Raw genomic sequence first — 17,885 nt, forward strand, 5'->3', positions numbered from 1 at the left:
CGCCCCCTACTGCTCTGCTTTTGGCTGTTCCAGCTGCACCCACAGGGGCGGCGCGCCGGCCGACTTCTCGATCACCGCCATACGGGCGGCATGGGCGGCCACCTCGTCCTCGCTGGCGCGGATCACCAGGGTGCGCGCGCGCTCGGCAGGCAGGCGGCGGATCGGCGTGGGCTGCCGGCGACCGCTGCTGTCGCCTTCGGAGCCATCGCCGGCCAGGGACAGGTTGGTCTGCCCGCCGGTCATCGCGAGGTAGACGTCGGCGAGGATCTCGGCATCGAGCAAGGCGCCGTGCAGGTCACGCCCGGAGTTGTCGACGTCGTAACGCTTGCACAGCGCATCGAGGTTGTTGCGCTGGCCCGGATGGCGCTCGCGCGCCATCAACAGGGTGTCGAGAATCGGGCAGTGCTCGCCGATGTCGGCGCGCTCCTGCTGACCCAGCAAGGCGAACTCGTTGTTGATGAAGCCCACGTCGAACGCCGCGTTGTGGATGATCAGCTGGGCGCCCTTGATGAACTCGAAGAACTCCTCGGCCACATCCTTGAAACGCGGCTTGTCCTGCAGGAACTCGTTGGTGATGCCGTGCACCGCGATGGCGCCTTCGTCGATCTCGCGATCCGGCTGCAGGTAGACGTGGAAATGCCGGCCGGTCAGGCGCCGGCCCATCAGCTCGACGCAACCGATCTCGATGATCCGGTGACCATCGGTGACCGGCATGCCGGTGGTTTCGGTATCCAGAACGATGCTACGCACGCTTCAATCCCCTCACTTCTTCGACGCCACGGTTGGCCAGCTGGTCGGCCCGCTCGTTGCCCGGGTGGCCGGTATGACCGCGCACCCACTGCCAGGTCACGTTGTGGCGATTGACCTGCTCATCCAGCTGCTGCCACAGGTCGGCATTCTTCACCGGCTGCTTGGCGGCGGTCTTCCAGCCGCGCTTCTTCCAGTTCGGCATCCAGTCCTGGATGCCCTGCATAACGTACTGGGAATCGGTGACCAGGCGCACCTCGCAGGCGCGCTTCAGCTCGGCCAGGGCGCGAATCGCCGCGGTCAGCTCCATGCGGTTGTTGGTGGTCTCGGCCTCGCCGCCCCAGAGCTCCTTCTCCACCCCCTTGAAGATCAGCAGCGCGCCCCAGCCACCGACTCCCGGATTGCCCTTGCAGGCACCATCGGTGTAGATCTCGACTTGTTCAGACATGCACAGCCTTTTTCTCAGTAATTTTCGCCGGCAGGCTCTAGTGCCCGGTACGGATGATGGGTTGTCGCCAGCTCGGCCGGCAATGAGGATCAGCGTCGGCCCCTGGCGGGCCATGACGAACGGCGCAGCACCGCTATTGCCGACACCGTCATGGACTGATCGATTGCGCCGCCGGGGCCGCTAGGACCGCTCGGAATCGCGCCGGCTGACCTTGGCCACCGGCATCGGCACCAACTTGCCCATCGGCGCACGCTGGGTCTGGCGCAGCGGCCGCAGACCGACCACCAGCTTGCGCGCGACCAGCAGGTAGAAGCCGCCACCCGGCGACTGCCAGGCATCGCCCCAGGCCTCCAGCGGCGCCAGGCGAGCCTGCCAGGCATTGGAAGCAAGCGGCGGACGATAGCATCCGAAGCAGCGTTTCTCCAGCGCGAAGCCCAGCAAGTGCAGCCAGTCGCTGACCCGTCCGGGCGCGATGCAGCGGGCCCTGCGCAGAGCGTCGCGGCTGTACAGGTGACGCACGCCCCAGGCGCTCACCGGATTGATGCCGACAACCAGCAGATGGCCGCCCGGCCGGACGCTGCGCGCCGCTTCGCGCAGCAGACCGTGGGGCGACAGGCTGAAGTCCAGGCCGTGCTGCAGCAGCACCAGGTCCGCGGCATGCTCGCTCACGGGCCAGGCCTGCTCCTCGCAAACGATCTCGACGCCCTTGAACGGCGCGCCGAGGCGCACGCTGCGCTGGATCTGCGCGGCCCCGGGCACCGCGTGCGCCGAGGGCCCGTAGTGCACCAGGTAGCCGCCGAAGAAGCGCGCCAGCTCGCGCTCCAGCAGGCGCTGCTCCTCGGCCAGCAACAGCTGTCCGTGAGGGCCGTTGAACCAGTTGCGCGCCTCGCCGATCAGCGCGAGCCAATCGGCATCGGCCTGAGCGAAAGGATGATCCGCCATAAGGATTGCCTGCGTAGCCGTCATTGCCAATGAGGCCTAAGATGCACCTTTGTGAACCGCTTAGCGACCCACACCATGATAAAGATCGATGCCCTTCCCGCCTTTACCGACAACTATATCTGGTTGTTGCAGGATCCCGAGACGCGCCGCTGCGCGGTAGTCGACCCCGGTGACGCCGCGCCGGTGCTGGCCTGGCTGAGCGAACATCCCGGCTGGCAGCTGAGCGACATCCTGATCACCCATCACCACCCCGACCATGTCGGCGGGGTGGAGCGGCTGAAATCGACGAGCGGTGCCCGCGTGCTCGGCCCGGCCGCGGAGCGGATCCCCGCCCGCGACCTGGCCCTTGGCGAAGGGGACAGGGTCGAGGTGCTCGGCCACAGCTTCGCCATCATCGAGGTACCGGGGCATACCCTGGGCCATATCGCCTATTACCAGGCCGAGCAGCACTGGCTGTTCTGCGGCGACACCCTGTTCGCCGCCGGCTGCGGCCGCCTGTTCGAGGGCACGCCCGAACAGATGCATGTCTCACTCAGCCGCCTGGCGGCGCTACCCGCCGAGACCCAGGTGTACTGCACCCATGAATACACCCTGAGCAACCTGCGCTTCGCCCAGGCGGTCGAGCCCGACAACCGGCAGATCGCCCAACGCCTGGCGCAGGTCAGCGAATGGCGACAGACGGGACGGATCAGCCTGCCCTCCACGCTACAACTGGAGCGCGCCACCAACCCCTTCCTGCGTAGCGACGAACCCTCGGTGCAGGCCCGCATCGCCGAGCGCGAAGGCGCGAAACCGCGTTCGCCCAGCGACGTGTTCGCCAGCCTGCGCGCCTGGAAGGATCGCTTCTAAAAGGTCGACGGCGGCGCAAAAGGGGCGCCGCAAACTTGACCCCCCCGGTCACGGTTTCTAGAATCCCTCGCTCTTTTGCCTGGGAAGTGCGCCCCGACCAATGCCTATATCACCACGCAAGCCATTGATTAATAAGGCATTAGCACAAGGCGCCGCGGCGCTCGTGGTGGTGTTCAGCCTGCTCCTGAGCGGCTGCCAAAGCAGGGGCGGCGGCGAGGACGACGGCCGCGACACGGACCTGACGATCAGCCTGGAGCGGGAGCCGGAATGGTTGACCGCCAGCATCCAGCCGGACGAGCCAGTCGATATCTGGGAGCGGGTTCGCGACGGCTACCAGCTGCAGGACGAAATCGGCATCAACCCGCGCATCGAACAGCAGCGCCTGTGGTTCGCCAGCAACCCCGCCTTCGTCGAGAAGGTCGGCGAGCGCAGCAGCCCCTACATCCATTACATCGTAGAGCGCCTGGAAGAACGCGGCATGCCGATGGAGCTGGCGCTGCTGCCGATGATCGAAAGCGCCTACAACCCCTTCGCCTATTCGCCGGCCGATGCCGTTGGCCTGTGGCAGTTCATCCCCTCCACCGGACGCCATTTCAACCTGCGCCAGACCAGCTGGTACGACGGCCGTCGCGACGTTTTGGCCTCGACCAACGCGGCGATGAACTACCTGTCACGCCTGCATGAGATGTTCAACGGCGACTGGCTGCTGGCTCTGGCCGCCTACAATGCCGGCGAAGGTCGGGTTAGCCGCGCCATCGAGCGCAATCAGCAGCTCGGCCTGCCGACCGACTACTGGAACCTGCCGCTGCCGGACGAGACGCGCAACTACGTGCCCAAGCTGCTGGCCTTGTCCCAGGTGATCATGAGCCCCACGGCCTATGGCGTCAGCCTCGCGCCCATCGCCAACGAGCCCTATTTCGAGAAGGTCAAGCTCAAGCAACGCATGGACCTGTCCCGGGTCGCCGTCCTGGCCGAGCTCGACGAGGAGGAGCTGTATCAGCTCAATCCGGCCTTCAAGCGGCGCATCACCCTCGACGGCCCGCAGCACCTGCTGGTGCCGACCGACAAGGCCGAGATACTCACGGCCAACCTGGCCCTGATCAAGCCCCAGGAGCTGGTCGACTGGCAGCAATACCGCGTGCGCAGCGGCGACAGCCTGCACGCCATTGCCAACCGCCACCAGGTTACGGTGCGGACGCTCAAGGACATCAATCGGCTCAGCAGCAATCGACTGAATGTCGGCCAGGTACTGAGCATTCCCGCCCAGCCCGGAACACAAGCGCCGCAACCGCTGTACCAGAAGGTCGCCAGCCCGGCGCCGCAAGCGGCACCGGCAGCGCGCAGCTATCGGGTGAAGAACGGCGATACCCTGTGGCAGATCGCCAGGAGCCACGGTGTTTCGGTCAAGGATGTGCAGCGCTGGAACAGGCTCCAAGGCAACAGCCTGCGGGTCGGCCAGACGCTGGCGCTGCAATCGCCCAGCGCCAGTACCGGCAGCGCCGCGCAACAGCGTGATGCCGCCACCTACTACAAGGTGCGGCGAGGCGATTCGCTGTACCTGATCGCCAAGCGCTTCAAGGTACAGATGGAGCACCTGCAGCGCTGGAACCCGCGCACCGGCAGCGCCCTCAAGCCCGGCCAGACCCTGACCCTGTACCTGCCGCGCTGATCAGCCGCGCCGACTCAGCGCCTCCAGGCAGCGGCCGGTGAGCTGGGTAAAGCGCTGGAAGGCGACGAACTGTTCATGACTTAAGGCTCGCCCGGATAGCCGGCTGTCGGCATACAGCACGCCTATTTCGCGCTTGCCCGCCACGAGCGGGGCGATGAAGAACATGCCCTGGCCGAGGAGCTGGCGAATCGGCTCGCTCACCAGTTCGCTCAGGCCATAACTGGCAGGCACGCCCATCCACACCGGCTCCTTGTGGCGCAGCACATAGCTGAAGATGTGGCTCTGCGTGCCGACTCCGGCCGGCAGCTCGAAATCACCCATCCAGCCGCCGGTGCCCTCCCCGACAACCCGTTTGGCGCGAAAAAAGCGCTGCCCATCGGCCAGCACCACCAGCATCACCCGCTCCAGGCCGGCCCCGCGGTGCACTCCGCTGAACAGCGCGTCGAGAATCAGGCCGAGGTCGCCCTTGTGCTGCGCCATCTCGCCGAGCTCCTGCAGGGCGCGCTGCAGCGTCTGCAGGTCGGGCTGCAGCAGCCGCGCCTGGCGTCGCTCCTGCTGCAGGCGAATCTGCTCCGGGTCGGTGTCGGGGATCAATCGGGACAGCTGGCTGGCACCGAAGGTGGCGGCCACCCTGACCGCCTCATCGGCGCTGTCCAGCACCTGCTGCATGGCCTCCTCGCGACTGATGCCGACGAAACTGGCCAGCTGCCCGACCAGCTGCTCCATCGGCGGCGATTCCCAGCCCTCCAGCGCCGCCTCGCTGATCCGCGTACCGAGCGTGACGGCATACACCGCCGGATCATTCTGCGTGGCGTTGCCCTGCGCCAGGCTGGCGATCTCGCCGAGGTTCCAGGTCCTGACCAGGCCTTGGGTCAGCTGGCGAAAGCTGGTGCCGAGCACCGTGCGCACGGCCGTTTCGGCATCGGCGCCCGGTTGCGCCAGGGCATGGGCCAGTTCGTCGGCCTGCTCGCCACCGCAGCCCCAGAATGCCAGCTCGCCCAGGTGGAACAGCAGGGCGGCGATGAACACCTCTTCCTGATGCCGCGAGAGCACGTAACCGGCGATGTTGCGCGCCTGCACCGCGGCATGGAAGGAGCGCGCCAGCAACGCCTGCACCTGCTCCCGCGGCGCCTTGGTCAGCAGGCCATCGATCAGCGTCACCGCCAGGCCGATCAGCCGCACATTATCGAAGCCGATCAGCACGATGGCCCGTGAGATAGTGCGGATGGTCTCGCGCGAAGGGTTGTAGTATGCGCTGTTGCCGACCCGCAGGACCTTGGAGGTCAGCGAGGCATCGCGCAACAGGACATCGGCCAGTTGCTTGACCGACGAGTCATCCGAATGTGCCAGCCGGTGCAGATCCTGCACCACGGAGGCCACCGCAGGCAGCTCGGCCTCGTTCAGGCGCTCAATCCATGACTGCAAACCATGACTTCTTGTACCCAAGATCGAGGCCTCGTTATGCGTTGTCCAGATGTCGTCGATAGGCGTCCAGGCCCTGCTCCCGGGCCTGGCCTTTTTCCAGCGGATACAAGCTGTTACTGTACCGGACAAGAAGCCCAAAAGCCGCCACGGATCGGATAATTCACTTGATACGTCCCCTCCTCTCGTTACTGCTAGGCCTGGTCATCAGCCTGCCGGCCTGGGCGGCCATCCGCGAAAGCCATGGCTACGCGCAGTTCGGCCTGCTCAAGTACCCCGCCAGCTTCAGCCATTTCGACTGGGTCAATCCCGACGCCCCCAAGGGCGGCACCATGCGGATGATGGCGCTGGGCTCGTTCGACACTCTCAACGCCTACACGCTCAAGGGCACCAGCCCGATCGCCACCGCCAACTTCCTGCAATACGGCATCACCGGCCTGAACGAGCCGTTGATGGTCGGCACCGACTCCTACGACCCCTCCGGCGACGAACCGGCCTCCAGCTACGGCCTGATCGCCAAGTCGATCGAGTACAGCGACGACCGCAGCTGGGTGGTGTTCAACCTGCGTCCTGAAGCGCGCTTTCACGACGACAAGCCGATCACCGCCTACGACGTGGCGTTCTCCTACCGCCTGTTGCTCAAGGACGGGCACCCGCAGTACCGCACCAATCTGCAGGAAGTGAAGCGGGTCGACATCCTCAACCGCCATCGTATTCGCTTCGTCTTCAAGCGCTCCGGCAACCCGCTGCTGATCCTGCGCCTGGGTGAACTGCCGGTACTGCCGCAGCACTACTGGAAGGACCGCGAGTTCAAGACCACCACTTTCGAGCCGCCGCTGGGCAGTGGTCCCTATCGCATCAGCCAGGTCAATCCAGGGCGCAGCCTGACCTTCGAGCGGGTCAAGAACTGGTGGGGCGAAAAGCTGCCGGTCAACCGCGGCAAGTACAATTTCGACCGGGTCGACGTGGAGTTCTACCGCGACAGCCACGTCGCCTTCGAAGCCTTCAAGGCCGGCGAGTTCGACTTCTATATCGAGCAGCAGGCGAAGAACTGGGCCAGCGGCTACCGCTTCCCGGCAGTGGAACGGGGCGAGGTGGTCCAGGCCAATATTCCGCACCAGATTCCCACCCAGACCCAGGCGCTGTTCATGAACACGCGGCGTGCGATCTTCGATGATCGCAAGGTTCGTGAGGCCATTGGCCTGATGTTCGATTTCGAGTGGACCAACCGCGCGCTGTTCAACAGCGCCTACACCCGGGCCCAGAGCTACTACCCGAACAGCGAGTTCTCCGCCACCGGAAAACCCCAGGGCGCCGAGTGGCTGCTGCTGTCCCCGTACCGCAAACAACTGCCGGCGCGGCTGTTCACCGAGCCCTTCAAGATGCCGCAGACCGACGGCCGCGGCATCCCGCGCGACACCCTGCGCCGCGCCCTGACATTGCTTGGCGAGGCAGGCTGGAAGCCAAGCGGCCAGCGTTTGCTCGACCGCGATGGCCAGCCGCTGCGGTTCGAGGTCCTGCTGGTCAACCCCAGGCTGGAGCGGATCCTCCAGCCCTTTGTCGAGAACCTTGCGCAAATAGGCATAGAGGCCCAGTTACGCACCGTCGACCGCGCCCAGTACAAGCAGCGCCTGGATCAGTTCGACTTCGACATGATCCTGCTGACCCTGCCGCAGACCCTAAGCCCGGGACTGGAGCAGTGGCTGTATTTCCACTCCAGCCAGGGCAAGGTCAAGGGTGGCAAGAACTACGCCGGGATCGACCACCCCGTGGTCGACGCCCTGCTCGACAAGCTGCTGGCCGCCAAGACCCGCGACCAGCAGGTAGCCGCGACCCGCGCCCTGGACCGCGTGCTGCTGTGGCAGCACTACACAATACCCAACTGGTACATCAGTCAGCATCGCCTGGCGTACTGGAATCGCTTCGCCTTCGTCGCCACGCCGCCCTACACGCTGGGCCTGCGCACCTGGTGGCTGAAATCCCTGGAGACCACTCGATGACGCATCCGTTGCGCTCATTCCTCGCCCACGGCAGCGGCCTGTTGCTGCTGGCCCTGGCCGGCCTCGGCCAGGCCGCACCTCAGCATGCCCTGACCCTGTATGACGAGCCGCCCAAGTATCCGGCCGACTTCCAGCACTTCGACTATGTGAACCCCGATGCGCCCAAGGGCGGAACCCTGCGCCAATCCGGCTTCGGCGGCTTCGACAGTCTCAACCCCTTCATCAACAAGGGCGTAGCGGCCGACGAAATCGGCCTGATCTACGACACCCTGACCCGCCACAGCCTGGACGAGCCGTTCACCGAATATGGACTGCTCGCGGAAACGATTGAGAAGGCCCCCGACAACGCCTGGGTGCGCTTCACTCTGCGTCCCGAGGCCCGCTTCCACGACGGCCAGCCGGTTACCGCGCAAGACGTCAAGTTCACCTTCGAAACCCTGATGCAGCATGGCGCCCCCACCTACCGCGCCTACTACGCCGACGTCGACAGGGTCGAGGCGGAGGGCCCGCGCCAGGTGCGCTTCATCTTCAAGCACAGCGGAAACCGCGAGCTGCCGCTGATTCTCGGCCAGTTGCCGGTACTGCCCAAGCACTGGTGGGCCGACCGCGACTTCGCCAAGGGCAACCTGGACATTCCCCTCGGCAGCGGCCCCTATCGGGTGGTAGACGTCAAGGCCGGCCGTTCCATTCGCTATGAGCGAGTCAGGGACTGGTGGGGCAAGGACCTGCCGGTCAACCGCGGTTTCTACAACTTCGACAACTTGCGTATCGACTACTACCGCGACAATACGGTCGCGCTGGAGGCGCTGAAGGCCGGGCAGTTCGATTTCTGGCTGGAGTCCAGCGCGAAGAACTGGGCCACCGCCTATGACATCGACGCGGTGACCAATGGCCAGCTGATCAAGGAAGAGATCGCCAACCACAACCCCACCGGCATGCAGGGTTTCATCTTCAATACCCGCCGGCCGCTGTTCCAGGATCGGCGGGTGCGGGAGGCGCTCGGCCTGCTGTTCGACTTCGAGTGGGCCAACAAGCAGCTGTTCAATGGCGCCTACTCCCGTACCCGCAGCTATTTCGACAACTCCGAGCTGGCATCCAGCGGCCTGCCGGACGAGGCCGAGCTGAAGATCCTCGAACCGCTGCGCGGCAAGGTTCCGCCCGAGGTGTTCAGCAAGGCGTTCAGCGTTCCGGTCACCGATGCCAGCGGCATCATCCGCGAGCAGCAACGCCGCGCCTATCAGCTGTTGCAGGACGCCGGCTGGCACGTCGAGGGCGACCACATGCTCGACGCCGAGGGCAAGCCGGTCAGCATCGAGTTTCTCCTCGCGCAGGCCGAGTTCGAGCGGGTGCTGCTGCCATTCAAACGCAACATGGCCGACCTGGGCATCGAGCTGGTAATTCGCCGGGTCGACGTGTCGCAGTACATCAACCGCCTGCGCTCGCGGGACTTCGACCTGATAGTCGGCGGTTTCGGCCAGTCCAACTCGCCCGGCAACGAGCAACGCGAGTACTGGCATTCGAGCAGCGCGGACAAGCCCGGCAGCCGCAACTTCATCGGCCTGCAGGATCCGGCCATCGATCAACTGGTTGACGGCCTGATCAACGCCGACTCGCGGCAGAGCCTGGTCACCCATACCCGCGCCCTCGACCGGGTACTGCTGTGGGGCCATTACGTCATCCCCAACTGGCACATCAAGACCTGGCGCGTAGCCTACTGGAATCGCCTGGCCCACCCGCAGACCACGCCGCTCTACGATATCGGCTTGCACACCTGGTGGGTTCGCGAGCAAGCGCCAGACGAGCCGCCAACCGAGGCCGAAGCACCGAGCACGGAGCCTTAACATGCTGGCGTATATCATTCGTCGCCTGCTGCTGATCATCCCCACGCTGTTCGGCATCCTGCTGCTCAATTTCATCATCATCCAGGCCGCCCCCGGCGGCCCGGTGGAACAGATGATCGCCCAGCTGGAAGGCTTCGAGGGCGCCACCAGCCGCATCGCCGGCGGCGGCGCCGAGGTCGCCGTGGCCAGCTCCAACTACCGCGGCGCCCAGGGCCTCGACCCCGAGCTGATCGCCGAAATCGAGCGTCTGTACGGCTTCGACAAACCGGCGCCGGAACGCTTCTGGATCATGCTGAAGAACTATGCCCAACTGGATTTCGGCGAGAGTTTCTTTCGCGATGCCGAAGTGATCGACCTGATCATCGAGAAGATGCCGGTTTCGGCATCCCTCGGGCTGTGGAGCACCCTGATCATGTACCTGGTGTCCATCCCCCTGGGCATCGCCAAGGCGGTGCGCCATGGCAGCGCATTCGACGTCTGGACCAGCTCGGCGATCATCGTCGGCTATGCCATTCCCGCGTTCCTGTTCGCCATCCTGCTGATCGTGCTGTTCGCCGGCGGCAGCTACTTCGACTGGTTCCCCCTGCGCGGCCTGACCTCGAACAACTTCGACCAGCTCAGCCTCGGCGGCCAGATACTCGACTACTTCTGGCACCTGGCCCTGCCAGTCACCGCCCTGGTGATCGGCAACTTCGCCACCCTGACCCTGCTGACCAAGAACAGCTTCCTCGACGAGATCAACAAGCAGTACGTGACCACCGCCCGGGCCAAGGGCCTGTCGAAGAACGGCGTGCTCTATGGCCATGTGTTCCGCAACGCCATGCTGATCATCATCGCCGGCTTCCCCTCGGCGCTGATCGGCATCTTCTTCACCGGCTCCTTGCTGATCGAGGTGATCTTCTCCCTCGACGGCCTCGGCCTGATGAGCTTCGAAGCCGCCATCAACCGCGACTACCCGGTGGTCTTCGGCACCCTGTTCATCTTCACCCTGCTGGGACTGGTGCTGAAGCTGATCGGCGACCTCACCTACACCCTGGTCGATCCACGCATCGACTTCGAAAGCCGGGAGCATTGAGATGGCCTTGTCTCCTATCAATCAACGGCGTTTCGAACTGTTCAAGGCCCACAAGCGCGGCTGGTGGTCGTTGTGGATCTTCCTCGCCCTATTCGTCCTGACTCTGGGTGCCGAGCTGATCGCCAACGACAAACCGCTGGTGGTGCAGTACGACGGCCAATGGTACTTCCCGGTGCTCAAGCGCTACCCGGAGACCACCTTCGGCGGCGAGTTCCCCTTGCAGGCGAACTACAAGAGCCCCTATATCAAGGGCTTGATCGCCGAGAAGGACGGCTGGATGCTCTGGCCGCCCATCCCCTTCAGCTACTCCAGCATCAATTACGACCTGGAGGTGCCGGCCCCCGCGCCGCCTTCCGCGGCGAACTGGCTGGGCACCGACGACCAGGGCCGCGACGTGCTCGCCCGGGTGATCTATGGCTTTCGCATCTCGGTGCTGTTCGCCCTGACCCTGACAGTGCTCAGTTCGATCATCGGCGTGCTCGCCGGCGCCCTGCAGGGCTTCTACGGCGGCTGGGTCGACCTGCTCGGCCAGCGTTTCCTCGAGGTCTGGTCGGGCCTGCCGGTGCTCTATCTGCTGATTATCCTGGCCAGCTTCGTGCAACCGAACTTCTGGTGGCTGCTGGGCATCATGCTGCTGTTTTCCTGGATGAGCCTGGTCGACGTGGTACGCGCCGAATTCCTTCGCGGCCGCAACCTCGAGTATGTGCGGGCGGCCCGCGCCCTCGGCATGGAGAACGGCGCCATCATGCTGCACCACATCCTGCCCAACGCCATGGTCTCGACCATGACCTTCATGCCCTTCATCCTCACCGGCGCCATCGGCACCCTGACCGCCCTGGACTTCCTCGGTTTCGGCCTGCCCCCGGGCGCGCCGTCGCTGGGAGAGCTGGTCGCCCAGGGCAAGTCCAACCTGCAGGCGCCCTGGCTCGGCATCACCGCATTCTCCGTGCTGGCACTGATGCTCAGCCTGCTGGTGTTTATCGGCGAAGCGGCGCGCGACGCCTTCGACCCGAGGAAATGAGATGAACGACTCAGCCCCCCTGATCGAAGTCCGCGACCTCGCCGTCGAGTTCGTCATTGGCGAGCAGAAACAACGCGTGGTCGAAGGCGTCAGCTTCTCCATCAAGCGCGGCGAGACCGTCGCCCTGGTCGGCGAGAGCGGCTCCGGCAAGTCGGTCACGGCCCACTCGATCCTGCGCCTGCTGCCCTACCCCCTGGCGCAGCACCCGAGCGGCAGCATCCACTACGCCGGGGAAGACCTGCTCAAGCTCGACGAGAACCGTCTGCGCGGCATCCGCGGCAACCGCATCGCCATGGTCTTCCAGGAGCCCATGACCTCGCTGAATCCGCTGCACAGCATCGAGAAGCAGATCAACGAGGTCCTCGCCCTGCACAAGGGGCTCACCGGCAAAGCCGCCAGCGAACGCACCCTGGAACTGCTCGATCTGGTCGGCATTCCCGAGCCGCACAAGCGCCTCAAGGCCTACCCCCACGAACTCTCTGGCGGCCAGCGCCAGCGCGTGATGATCGCCATGGCCCTGGCCAACGAGCCGGAACTGCTGATCGCCGACGAGCCGACCACCGCGCTGGACGTCACGGTGCAGCTGAAAATCCTCGAACTGCTCAAGGAGTTGCAGGCCCGCCTGGGCATGGCGCTGCTGCTGATCAGCCATGATCTCAACCTGGTGCGAAGAATTGCCCATCGGGTATGTGTCATGCAGAGCGGAAAGATCGTCGAACAAGCGTCGTGTGAAAAGCTGTTCCGTGCACCGCAGCATGCCTATACCCAGGAGCTGCTCGGCGCCGAGCCCAGCGGCGACCCAGTCGCCGTCAGTGCCGGCGCGCCATTGCTGGAGGTCGACGACCTGCGTGTGTGGTTCCCGATCAAGAAGGGGCTGCTCCGGCGCACCGTCGACCATGTGAAGGCCGTGGACGGAATCACCTTCAGCCTGCCTCAGGGCCAGACCCTGGGCATAGTCGGCGAGAGTGGTTCCGGCAAGTCGACCCTGGGCTTGGCTATCCTGCGGCTGCTTGGCAGCCAGGGCGCCATCCGTTTCCAGGGCCAGGAATTGCAAGGGCTGTCGCAAGACGGCGTGCGCCCCCTGCGTCGACAGATGCAGGTGGTGTTCCAGGACCCGTTCGGCAGCCTGAGTCCGCGGATGTCGGTGGGCCAGATCGTCGGCGAAGGCCTGCACATCCATCGCATGGGCACGCGGGAGGAGCAGGAACAGGCGATCATCGACGCGCTCGTGGAGGTGGATCTGGATCCGGAGACCCGGCACCGCTACCCCCACGAGTTCTCCGGCGGGCAAAGGCAGCGGATCGCCATCGCCCGCGCGCTGGTGTTGAAGCCGGCGCTGATACTGCTGGACGAGCCGACTTCGGCGCTCGATCGCACAGTACAGCGCCAGGTCGTGGAGTTGCTGCGATCGCTGCAGGTCAAATACAACCTGACGTATCTGTTTATCAGCCACGATCTGGCGGTGGTTCGGGCATTGAGCCACCAGCTGATCGTGGTCAAGGAAGGACAAGTGGTGGAACAGGGATCGGCGGAGCAAATCTTCGCCGCTCCGCAACATATTTATACTCAGCAGCTACTGGAAGCCGCCTTTCTGGCTCCGGGCACTGCTGACTAATCCTTGAAAGCAGGAAGAGGAAGAGCACACATGGGTTTTCTAACCGGTAAGCGCGTACTGATCGTTGGCGTTGCCAGCAAATTGTCCATCGCCTCGGGTATCGCCGCGGCCATGCACCGCGAAGGCGCCGAGCTGGCCTTCACCTATCAGAACGAGAAGCTCAAGGGCCGTGTCGAGGAATTCGCCGCCGGCTGGGGCTCGGGCCCCGAACTGTGCTTTCCTTGCGACGTGGCCAGCGATGACGAGATCGTCAGCGTGTTCGAGGCCCTGAGCAAGAAGTGGGATGGCCTGGACTGCATCGTCCACTCAGTCGGCTTCGCCCCGGGCGACCAGCTCAACGGCGACTTCACCGATGTCACCACCCGCGAAGGCTTCAAGATCGCTCACGACATCAGCGCCTACAGCTTCGTTGCCCTGGCCAAGGCCGGTCGCGAGATGATGAAGGGCCGCAACGGCAGCCTGCTGACCCTGTCCTACCTGGGTGCCGAGCGCACCATGCCCAACTACAACGTGATGGGCATGGCCAAGGCCAGCCTGGAAGCCGGCGTCCGCTACCTGGCCGCCAGCCTCGGCCCGGAAGGCACCCGCGTCAACGCCATCTCCGCCGGCCCCATCCGCACCCTCGCCGCCAGCGGTATCGCCAGCTTCCGCAAGATGCTCGCCGCCAACGAGAAGCAGACCCCTCTGCGTCGCAACGTGACCATCGAGGAAGTCGGCAACGCCGGCGCCTTCCTCTGCTCCGACCTGGCCTCGGGCGTGAGCGGCGAGATCATGTACGTCGACGGTGGCTTCAACACCACGGCCATGGGCGCCATGGAGGACTGATCGGCGAAACGCCGACAATAAAAAAGGTTCTTCGCGGACTCTGGGGAAAGAGCGAGTTGACAGTCAGGGAAATGGGTAGATTGGCAGTCGCCAAACACACCAACTCCCAGTCCCTGCTGTCGCCGTGCATCCTATTGATCTTGCCGCTTTCTGGCCAGGCTACGAGGTCGTCGCCTGCCGCCCCGCCGCTGAAAACACCCTGCTGATTGAGCTGGAGCCCCAGGCCAACCGGCTACCCCAGTGTGGGCGCTGTGGCCAGCCCTGTCCGTTGATCCACGAACGGCGCATGCGCCAGGTGCGTGACCGTGACCTGCTGGATCGGCGTGTTGTTCTGCAGTTACCCGTGCGCCGCATCGACTGCCTGACCTGTGGACGCGTGACCGAGCGTATCGACTGGTTGGGACCGGCCGCACGCCTGACTCGGCGCTTGCAGATCTGGCTCGAAGGCCTGTTGCAGCTCTTGCCGATAAGCCATGTCAGTCGCCTGACCGGCTTGCACTGGCACACCCTCAAGGCCATCGACAAGCGTCGATTGGAAGCCGCAGTGGGCGCCTTCGAGCCCGCTGACGTGCGGCGCTTGGTGATGGACGAGTTCGCCCTGCACAAGGGCCATCGCTACGCCACGGTGATCATGGATGCCGAGCGAACCCGCGTGCTGTGGGTCGGGCACGGCAACAGCCGCGAGGCTGTTCGGCCGTTCTTCGAGCTGCTTGGCGAGCGCTGCCAGCAGATCGAGGCGGTGGCGATGGACATGAACACGGCCTTCGACCTGGAGGTGAAGCGCCATTGCCCGCGGGCCGAGGTGGTGTACGACCTGTTCCATGTGGTGGCGCGCTACGGCCGCGAGGTGATCGACCGTATCCGCGTCGACCAGGCCAACCTGCTACGGCATGACAAACCGGCGCGCCAAGTGGTCAAGCGCAGTCGCTGGTTGCTGCTGCGCAACCGGGCCAACCTCAAGAGCGAGCAGGCGGTGCAGTTGCAGGAGCTGCTGCAAGCCAATCAATCACTGGCCACCGTCTACCTGCTCAAGGATGCGCTCAAGGACATCTGGTACGCGCCCGGCGTCTGGGAGGGCTGGCGGCGCTGGCGGGACTGGCAACGGCACGTCCGGGACAGTAGCCTGGCGCCGCTGCAGCGCTTCGCCAAGAACCTCAGGCGTTACCTCCGCGGCATCCTCGCCAGTGCCCGCTTCCCGATGCACACCAGCGTGCTGGAGGGGGCGAACAACCGCATCAAGGTCATCAAGCGCATGGCCTATGGCTTCCGCGACTCGGACTACTTCTTCCTGAAAATCAAGGCCGCCTTCCCCGGGAAAGTGCGATGAACCATAAAAAAGCCCGCTTTCGCGGGCTTTTTTATTGTCGGTCGGCTATCAGAATCGCTCGATATCCGCCCGGGCTTCCAGCTGCTTGCGGAACGCGGCGAAGTTCTGCTGGCCGCTGCGCGACGCCAGGAACTGCCGGTACATGGACTTCTCCTCGTCCGCCAAGGGCTCCTGGGGCTCGCTCACGCCACTGAGGCGAATCAGCACGAAGTCGCCATTGCCGAGGCCTACGCCGGCAAAGGTCGGCTGCCCTGCATCGACGGGCTTGGGCATGCGGAACACCGCCTGCAGCACCGATGGCTCGACGCCTTCCTGGCTGCGTGTGGCCGCCTCGACCGGTTGCCAGGTCTGGGCCTGCTCAGCCGGCGTCTGGCCGTCGCGCAACGCCGCCAACAGGTCCTCACCCTTGGCTTTCGCCGCCTCGCTGGCGCGAACCTGGGTCAGGTGCGCACGGATGCTGTCGGACACCTGATCCAGCGCCAACTGCTCGGGCTTCTTGTGCTCTTTCACGCGTACCACAACGACCGTATTGGGGTCGAGCTCGATGGTGCTGCTGTTGCGCCCGTCTTCCAGCGCGTCCTCACTGAACGCGGCCTGAATGACCTGGCGGTTGGCGGTCAGCCCTTCGCCACCCTCGCGACCGAAGGCCTCGCTGGTCTTGATCTCAAGCCCCAGCTCCTCCGCCGGCTGGGCCAGGTCGGAAGCCTCGAATGCCAGGTCTTCCAGTTGCTTGGCGGCTTCGACGAAACGCTGCTCGACCTGGCGGGCTTTCAAGTCCCGCACCAGCTTATCCTTCAGGCTGGCAAGGCTCGGCACCTCCGGCGCCTGCACGCCCAACAGCTTGATCAAGTGCCAGCCGAACTCGCTGCGCACCGGCGCCGAGACCTGATTCTCGCCCAGCGCATACAGCGCTTCCTCGAAGGCCGGGTCGTAGACACCCTGCCCCGCATAGCCCAGATCACCACCCTCGCCGGCCGAGCCCAGGTCATCGGAAAACTCTTTGGCCAGCGCCGCGAAGTCTTCGCCCTGCTGCAGACGCTTCTGCACGCCCTCGATCTTGGCCTTGGCCTGCTCATCGCTCAGCGAATCGCTCACCTCCACCAGGATGTGCGCGGCCCGGCGCTGCTCGGCCAGGTTGGCGATCTCGCTCTGGTAGGCGCTCTGCAGGTCCTCGTCAGACACCTCGACTTGATCGAAGAAGGCATCCTTGGTCAGCTCGACATACTCCAGGACCACCTGCTCCGGGCTCATGAACTGCGCCGCCTGGGCCTGGTAGTACGCCTTGACGTCATCTTCGCTCAACTGCACTGCCGCGCTATCGGCCGGCACCTTCAGCATGGCGAAATCACGGGTCTGCTTCTCCAGACGGGCAAACGCCTCGACCTGGGCATCGGTGACGAAAGCGCTGCCGGCAAGTCCCGCACGCAACTGACCGATGAGCATTTCCTGCGCCAGCATCTGGCGGAACTGCAGGCGGCTGTAGCCCAGCTGGCGAATGACCTGATCGAAACGCTCTGCGCTGAACTTGCCCTCGACCTGGAATTCCGGCGTTTGCAGGATCAGCTGGTCAAGCGCCTGCTCGGAGAAGGCAAAGTCGGCATCGCCAGCAGCCTGAAGCAGCAAGGTGCGCTCGATCAGCCCCTTCAGCGCCGCCTCGCGCAGCAGCTTCTCGTCCAGCAAGGAGGCGTCGAAGTCCTTGCCGAGCTGTTGCAGCAGCTGACGGCGCTGCATCTCGACCGCCTGCCCCAGCTGATTCAAGCTGACCTTCTCGCCGTTGACCTCGGCGGCATTCTGGCTATTGCTGGTACTGGTGAAAATGGCCTCGACGCCGGTAAATGCCAGCAGCACGACGATGAGGCCGATAATGGTTTTGGCGATCCAACCCTGTGAGTTGTCCCTGATGTTCTGCAGCATGCGTCCCCCAGAACGGCTGTACGAAAACAAGCGGCCGCGCAGCGTGGGTAATATCCGGATAGAAGAAAGGCGCATCCTAGGATGCGCCTTCGCGTAACTGGCGGAGCGAACGGGGCTCGAACCTGCGAACCCCGAGTGACAGACCGGCATTCAAGCAACCGGTTACCGCTCCGCGGCCAGATCAACCTTA

General features: G+C 64.7%; 14 protein-coding genes. 9 read left to right on the plus strand and 5 right to left on the minus strand.

The annotated features are described in order from the left end of the window. Positions 1-6 precede the first annotated feature (6 nt). The 3 genes from dnaQ to ACSX1D_RS11930 form a co-directional block, all read right to left on the minus strand. Entirely contained in the window at positions 7-750 is a 744-nt protein-coding gene (dnaQ, locus tag ACSX1D_RS11920; protein WP_439858719.1) for a DNA polymerase III subunit epsilon, read from the minus strand. Then, complete coding sequence (gene rnhA, locus ACSX1D_RS11925; RefSeq protein WP_439858720.1) at positions 743-1,195, minus strand: ribonuclease HI; 453 nt, start codon at positions 1,193-1,195, stop codon at positions 743-745. The genes dnaQ and rnhA overlap by 8 nt, the downstream gene beginning before the upstream one ends. Positions 1,196-1,375: 180 nt before the next feature. Beyond that, a complete protein-coding gene (locus ACSX1D_RS11930) occupies positions 1,376-2,137 on the minus strand; it encodes a methyltransferase domain-containing protein (RefSeq protein ID WP_439858721.1) in 762 nt (253 codons plus the stop codon). Positions 2,138-2,212: 75 nt separating this feature from the next. Here ACSX1D_RS11930 and gloB point away from each other — a divergent pair, with 75 nt between their 5' ends. Then, complete coding sequence (gene gloB, locus ACSX1D_RS11935) at positions 2,213-2,986, plus strand: hydroxyacylglutathione hydrolase (RefSeq protein WP_439858722.1); 774 nt, start codon at positions 2,213-2,215, stop codon at positions 2,984-2,986. A 100-nt stretch (positions 2,987-3,086) separates the two neighbouring features. Beyond that, entirely contained in the window at positions 3,087-4,655 is a 1,569-nt protein-coding gene (locus ACSX1D_RS11940; protein WP_439858723.1) for a LysM peptidoglycan-binding domain-containing protein, read from the plus strand. Here the strand turns inward: ACSX1D_RS11940 and ACSX1D_RS11945 are convergent, their stop codons facing one another. Beyond that, complete coding sequence (locus ACSX1D_RS11945; RefSeq protein ID WP_439858724.1) at positions 4,656-6,101, minus strand: HDOD domain-containing protein; 1,446 nt, start codon at positions 6,099-6,101, stop codon at positions 4,656-4,658. It lies immediately after the preceding gene. Between the two features lie 146 nt (positions 6,102-6,247). Here ACSX1D_RS11945 and ACSX1D_RS11950 point away from each other — a divergent pair, with 146 nt between their 5' ends. The 7 genes from ACSX1D_RS11950 to ACSX1D_RS11980 all read left to right on the plus strand — a co-directional run bounded on the left by ACSX1D_RS11950 (position 6,248) and on the right by ACSX1D_RS11980 (position 15,781). Further along, positions 6,248-8,077: an extracellular solute-binding protein gene (locus ACSX1D_RS11950; RefSeq protein ID WP_439862312.1), complete on the plus strand. Its 1,830-nt coding sequence runs from the start codon at positions 6,248-6,250 to the stop codon at positions 8,075-8,077. Continuing rightward, positions 8,074-9,918, plus strand: coding sequence for an extracellular solute-binding protein (locus tag ACSX1D_RS11955; RefSeq protein WP_439858725.1), 1,845 nt, complete (start codon positions 8,074-8,076; stop codon positions 9,916-9,918). The genes ACSX1D_RS11950 and ACSX1D_RS11955 overlap by 4 nt, the downstream gene beginning before the upstream one ends. Position 9,919: 1 nt before the next feature. Further along, complete coding sequence (locus ACSX1D_RS11960; RefSeq protein ID WP_439858726.1) at positions 9,920-10,993, plus strand: microcin C ABC transporter permease YejB; 1,074 nt, start codon at positions 9,920-9,922, stop codon at positions 10,991-10,993. A 1-nt stretch (position 10,994) separates the two neighbouring features. After that, complete coding sequence (locus ACSX1D_RS11965) at positions 10,995-12,014, plus strand: ABC transporter permease (RefSeq protein WP_208707012.1); 1,020 nt, start codon at positions 10,995-10,997, stop codon at positions 12,012-12,014. 1 nt (position 12,015) lies between these two features. Further along, positions 12,016-13,629 (plus strand): ABC transporter ATP-binding protein, encoded by a 1,614-nt coding sequence (locus tag ACSX1D_RS11970; protein ID WP_439858727.1) that lies wholly within the window; start codon positions 12,016-12,018, stop codon positions 13,627-13,629. 30 nt (positions 13,630-13,659) lie between these two features. Continuing rightward, positions 13,660-14,454 (plus strand): enoyl-ACP reductase FabI, encoded by a 795-nt coding sequence (gene fabI, locus ACSX1D_RS11975; protein ID WP_439858728.1) that lies wholly within the window; start codon positions 13,660-13,662, stop codon positions 14,452-14,454. 124 nt (positions 14,455-14,578) lie between these two features. Continuing rightward, on the plus strand, positions 14,579-15,781 hold the full coding sequence (locus ACSX1D_RS11980) for an ISL3 family transposase (protein WP_439858729.1): 1,203 nt from the start codon (positions 14,579-14,581) through the stop codon (positions 15,779-15,781). 48 nt (positions 15,782-15,829) lie between these two features. Here ACSX1D_RS11980 and ACSX1D_RS11985 read toward each other — a convergent pair whose 3' ends face one another. Then, positions 15,830-17,695, minus strand: a complete 1,866-nt coding sequence (locus ACSX1D_RS11985; RefSeq protein ID WP_439858730.1) for a SurA N-terminal domain-containing protein — start codon at positions 17,693-17,695, stop codon at positions 15,830-15,832. Positions 17,696-17,885 lie beyond the last annotated feature (190 nt).

The organism is Pseudomonas sp. MBLB4136 (genome assembly GCF_051904765.1).
Classification (GTDB): Bacteria; Pseudomonadota; Gammaproteobacteria; order Pseudomonadales; family Pseudomonadaceae; genus Aquipseudomonas.

Coding starts and splice junctions, on each gene's coding strand:
- ACSX1D_RS11940 (WP_439858723.1), top strand. CDS start 3,087: ATGCCTATATCACCACGCAAGCCATTGATTAATAAGGCATTAGCACAA.
- gloB (WP_439858722.1), top strand. CDS start 2,213: ATGATAAAGATCGATGCCCTTCCCGCCTTTACCGACAACTATATCTGG.
- ACSX1D_RS11955 (WP_439858725.1), top strand. CDS start 8,074: ATGACGCATCCGTTGCGCTCATTCCTCGCCCACGGCAGCGGCCTGTTG.
- ACSX1D_RS11985 (WP_439858730.1), bottom strand. CDS start 17,695: ATGCTGCAGAACATCAGGGACAACTCACAGGGTTGGATCGCCAAAACC.
- ACSX1D_RS11930 (WP_439858721.1), bottom strand. CDS start 2,137: ATGGCGGATCATCCTTTCGCTCAGGCCGATGCCGATTGGCTCGCGCTG.
- ACSX1D_RS11965 (WP_208707012.1), top strand. CDS start 10,995: ATGGCCTTGTCTCCTATCAATCAACGGCGTTTCGAACTGTTCAAGGCC.
- rnhA (WP_439858720.1), bottom strand. CDS start 1,195: ATGTCTGAACAAGTCGAGATCTACACCGATGGTGCCTGCAAGGGCAAT.
- ACSX1D_RS11970 (WP_439858727.1), top strand. CDS start 12,016: ATGAACGACTCAGCCCCCCTGATCGAAGTCCGCGACCTCGCCGTCGAG.
- fabI (WP_439858728.1), top strand. CDS start 13,660: ATGGGTTTTCTAACCGGTAAGCGCGTACTGATCGTTGGCGTTGCCAGC.
- ACSX1D_RS11960 (WP_439858726.1), top strand. CDS start 9,920: ATGCTGGCGTATATCATTCGTCGCCTGCTGCTGATCATCCCCACGCTG.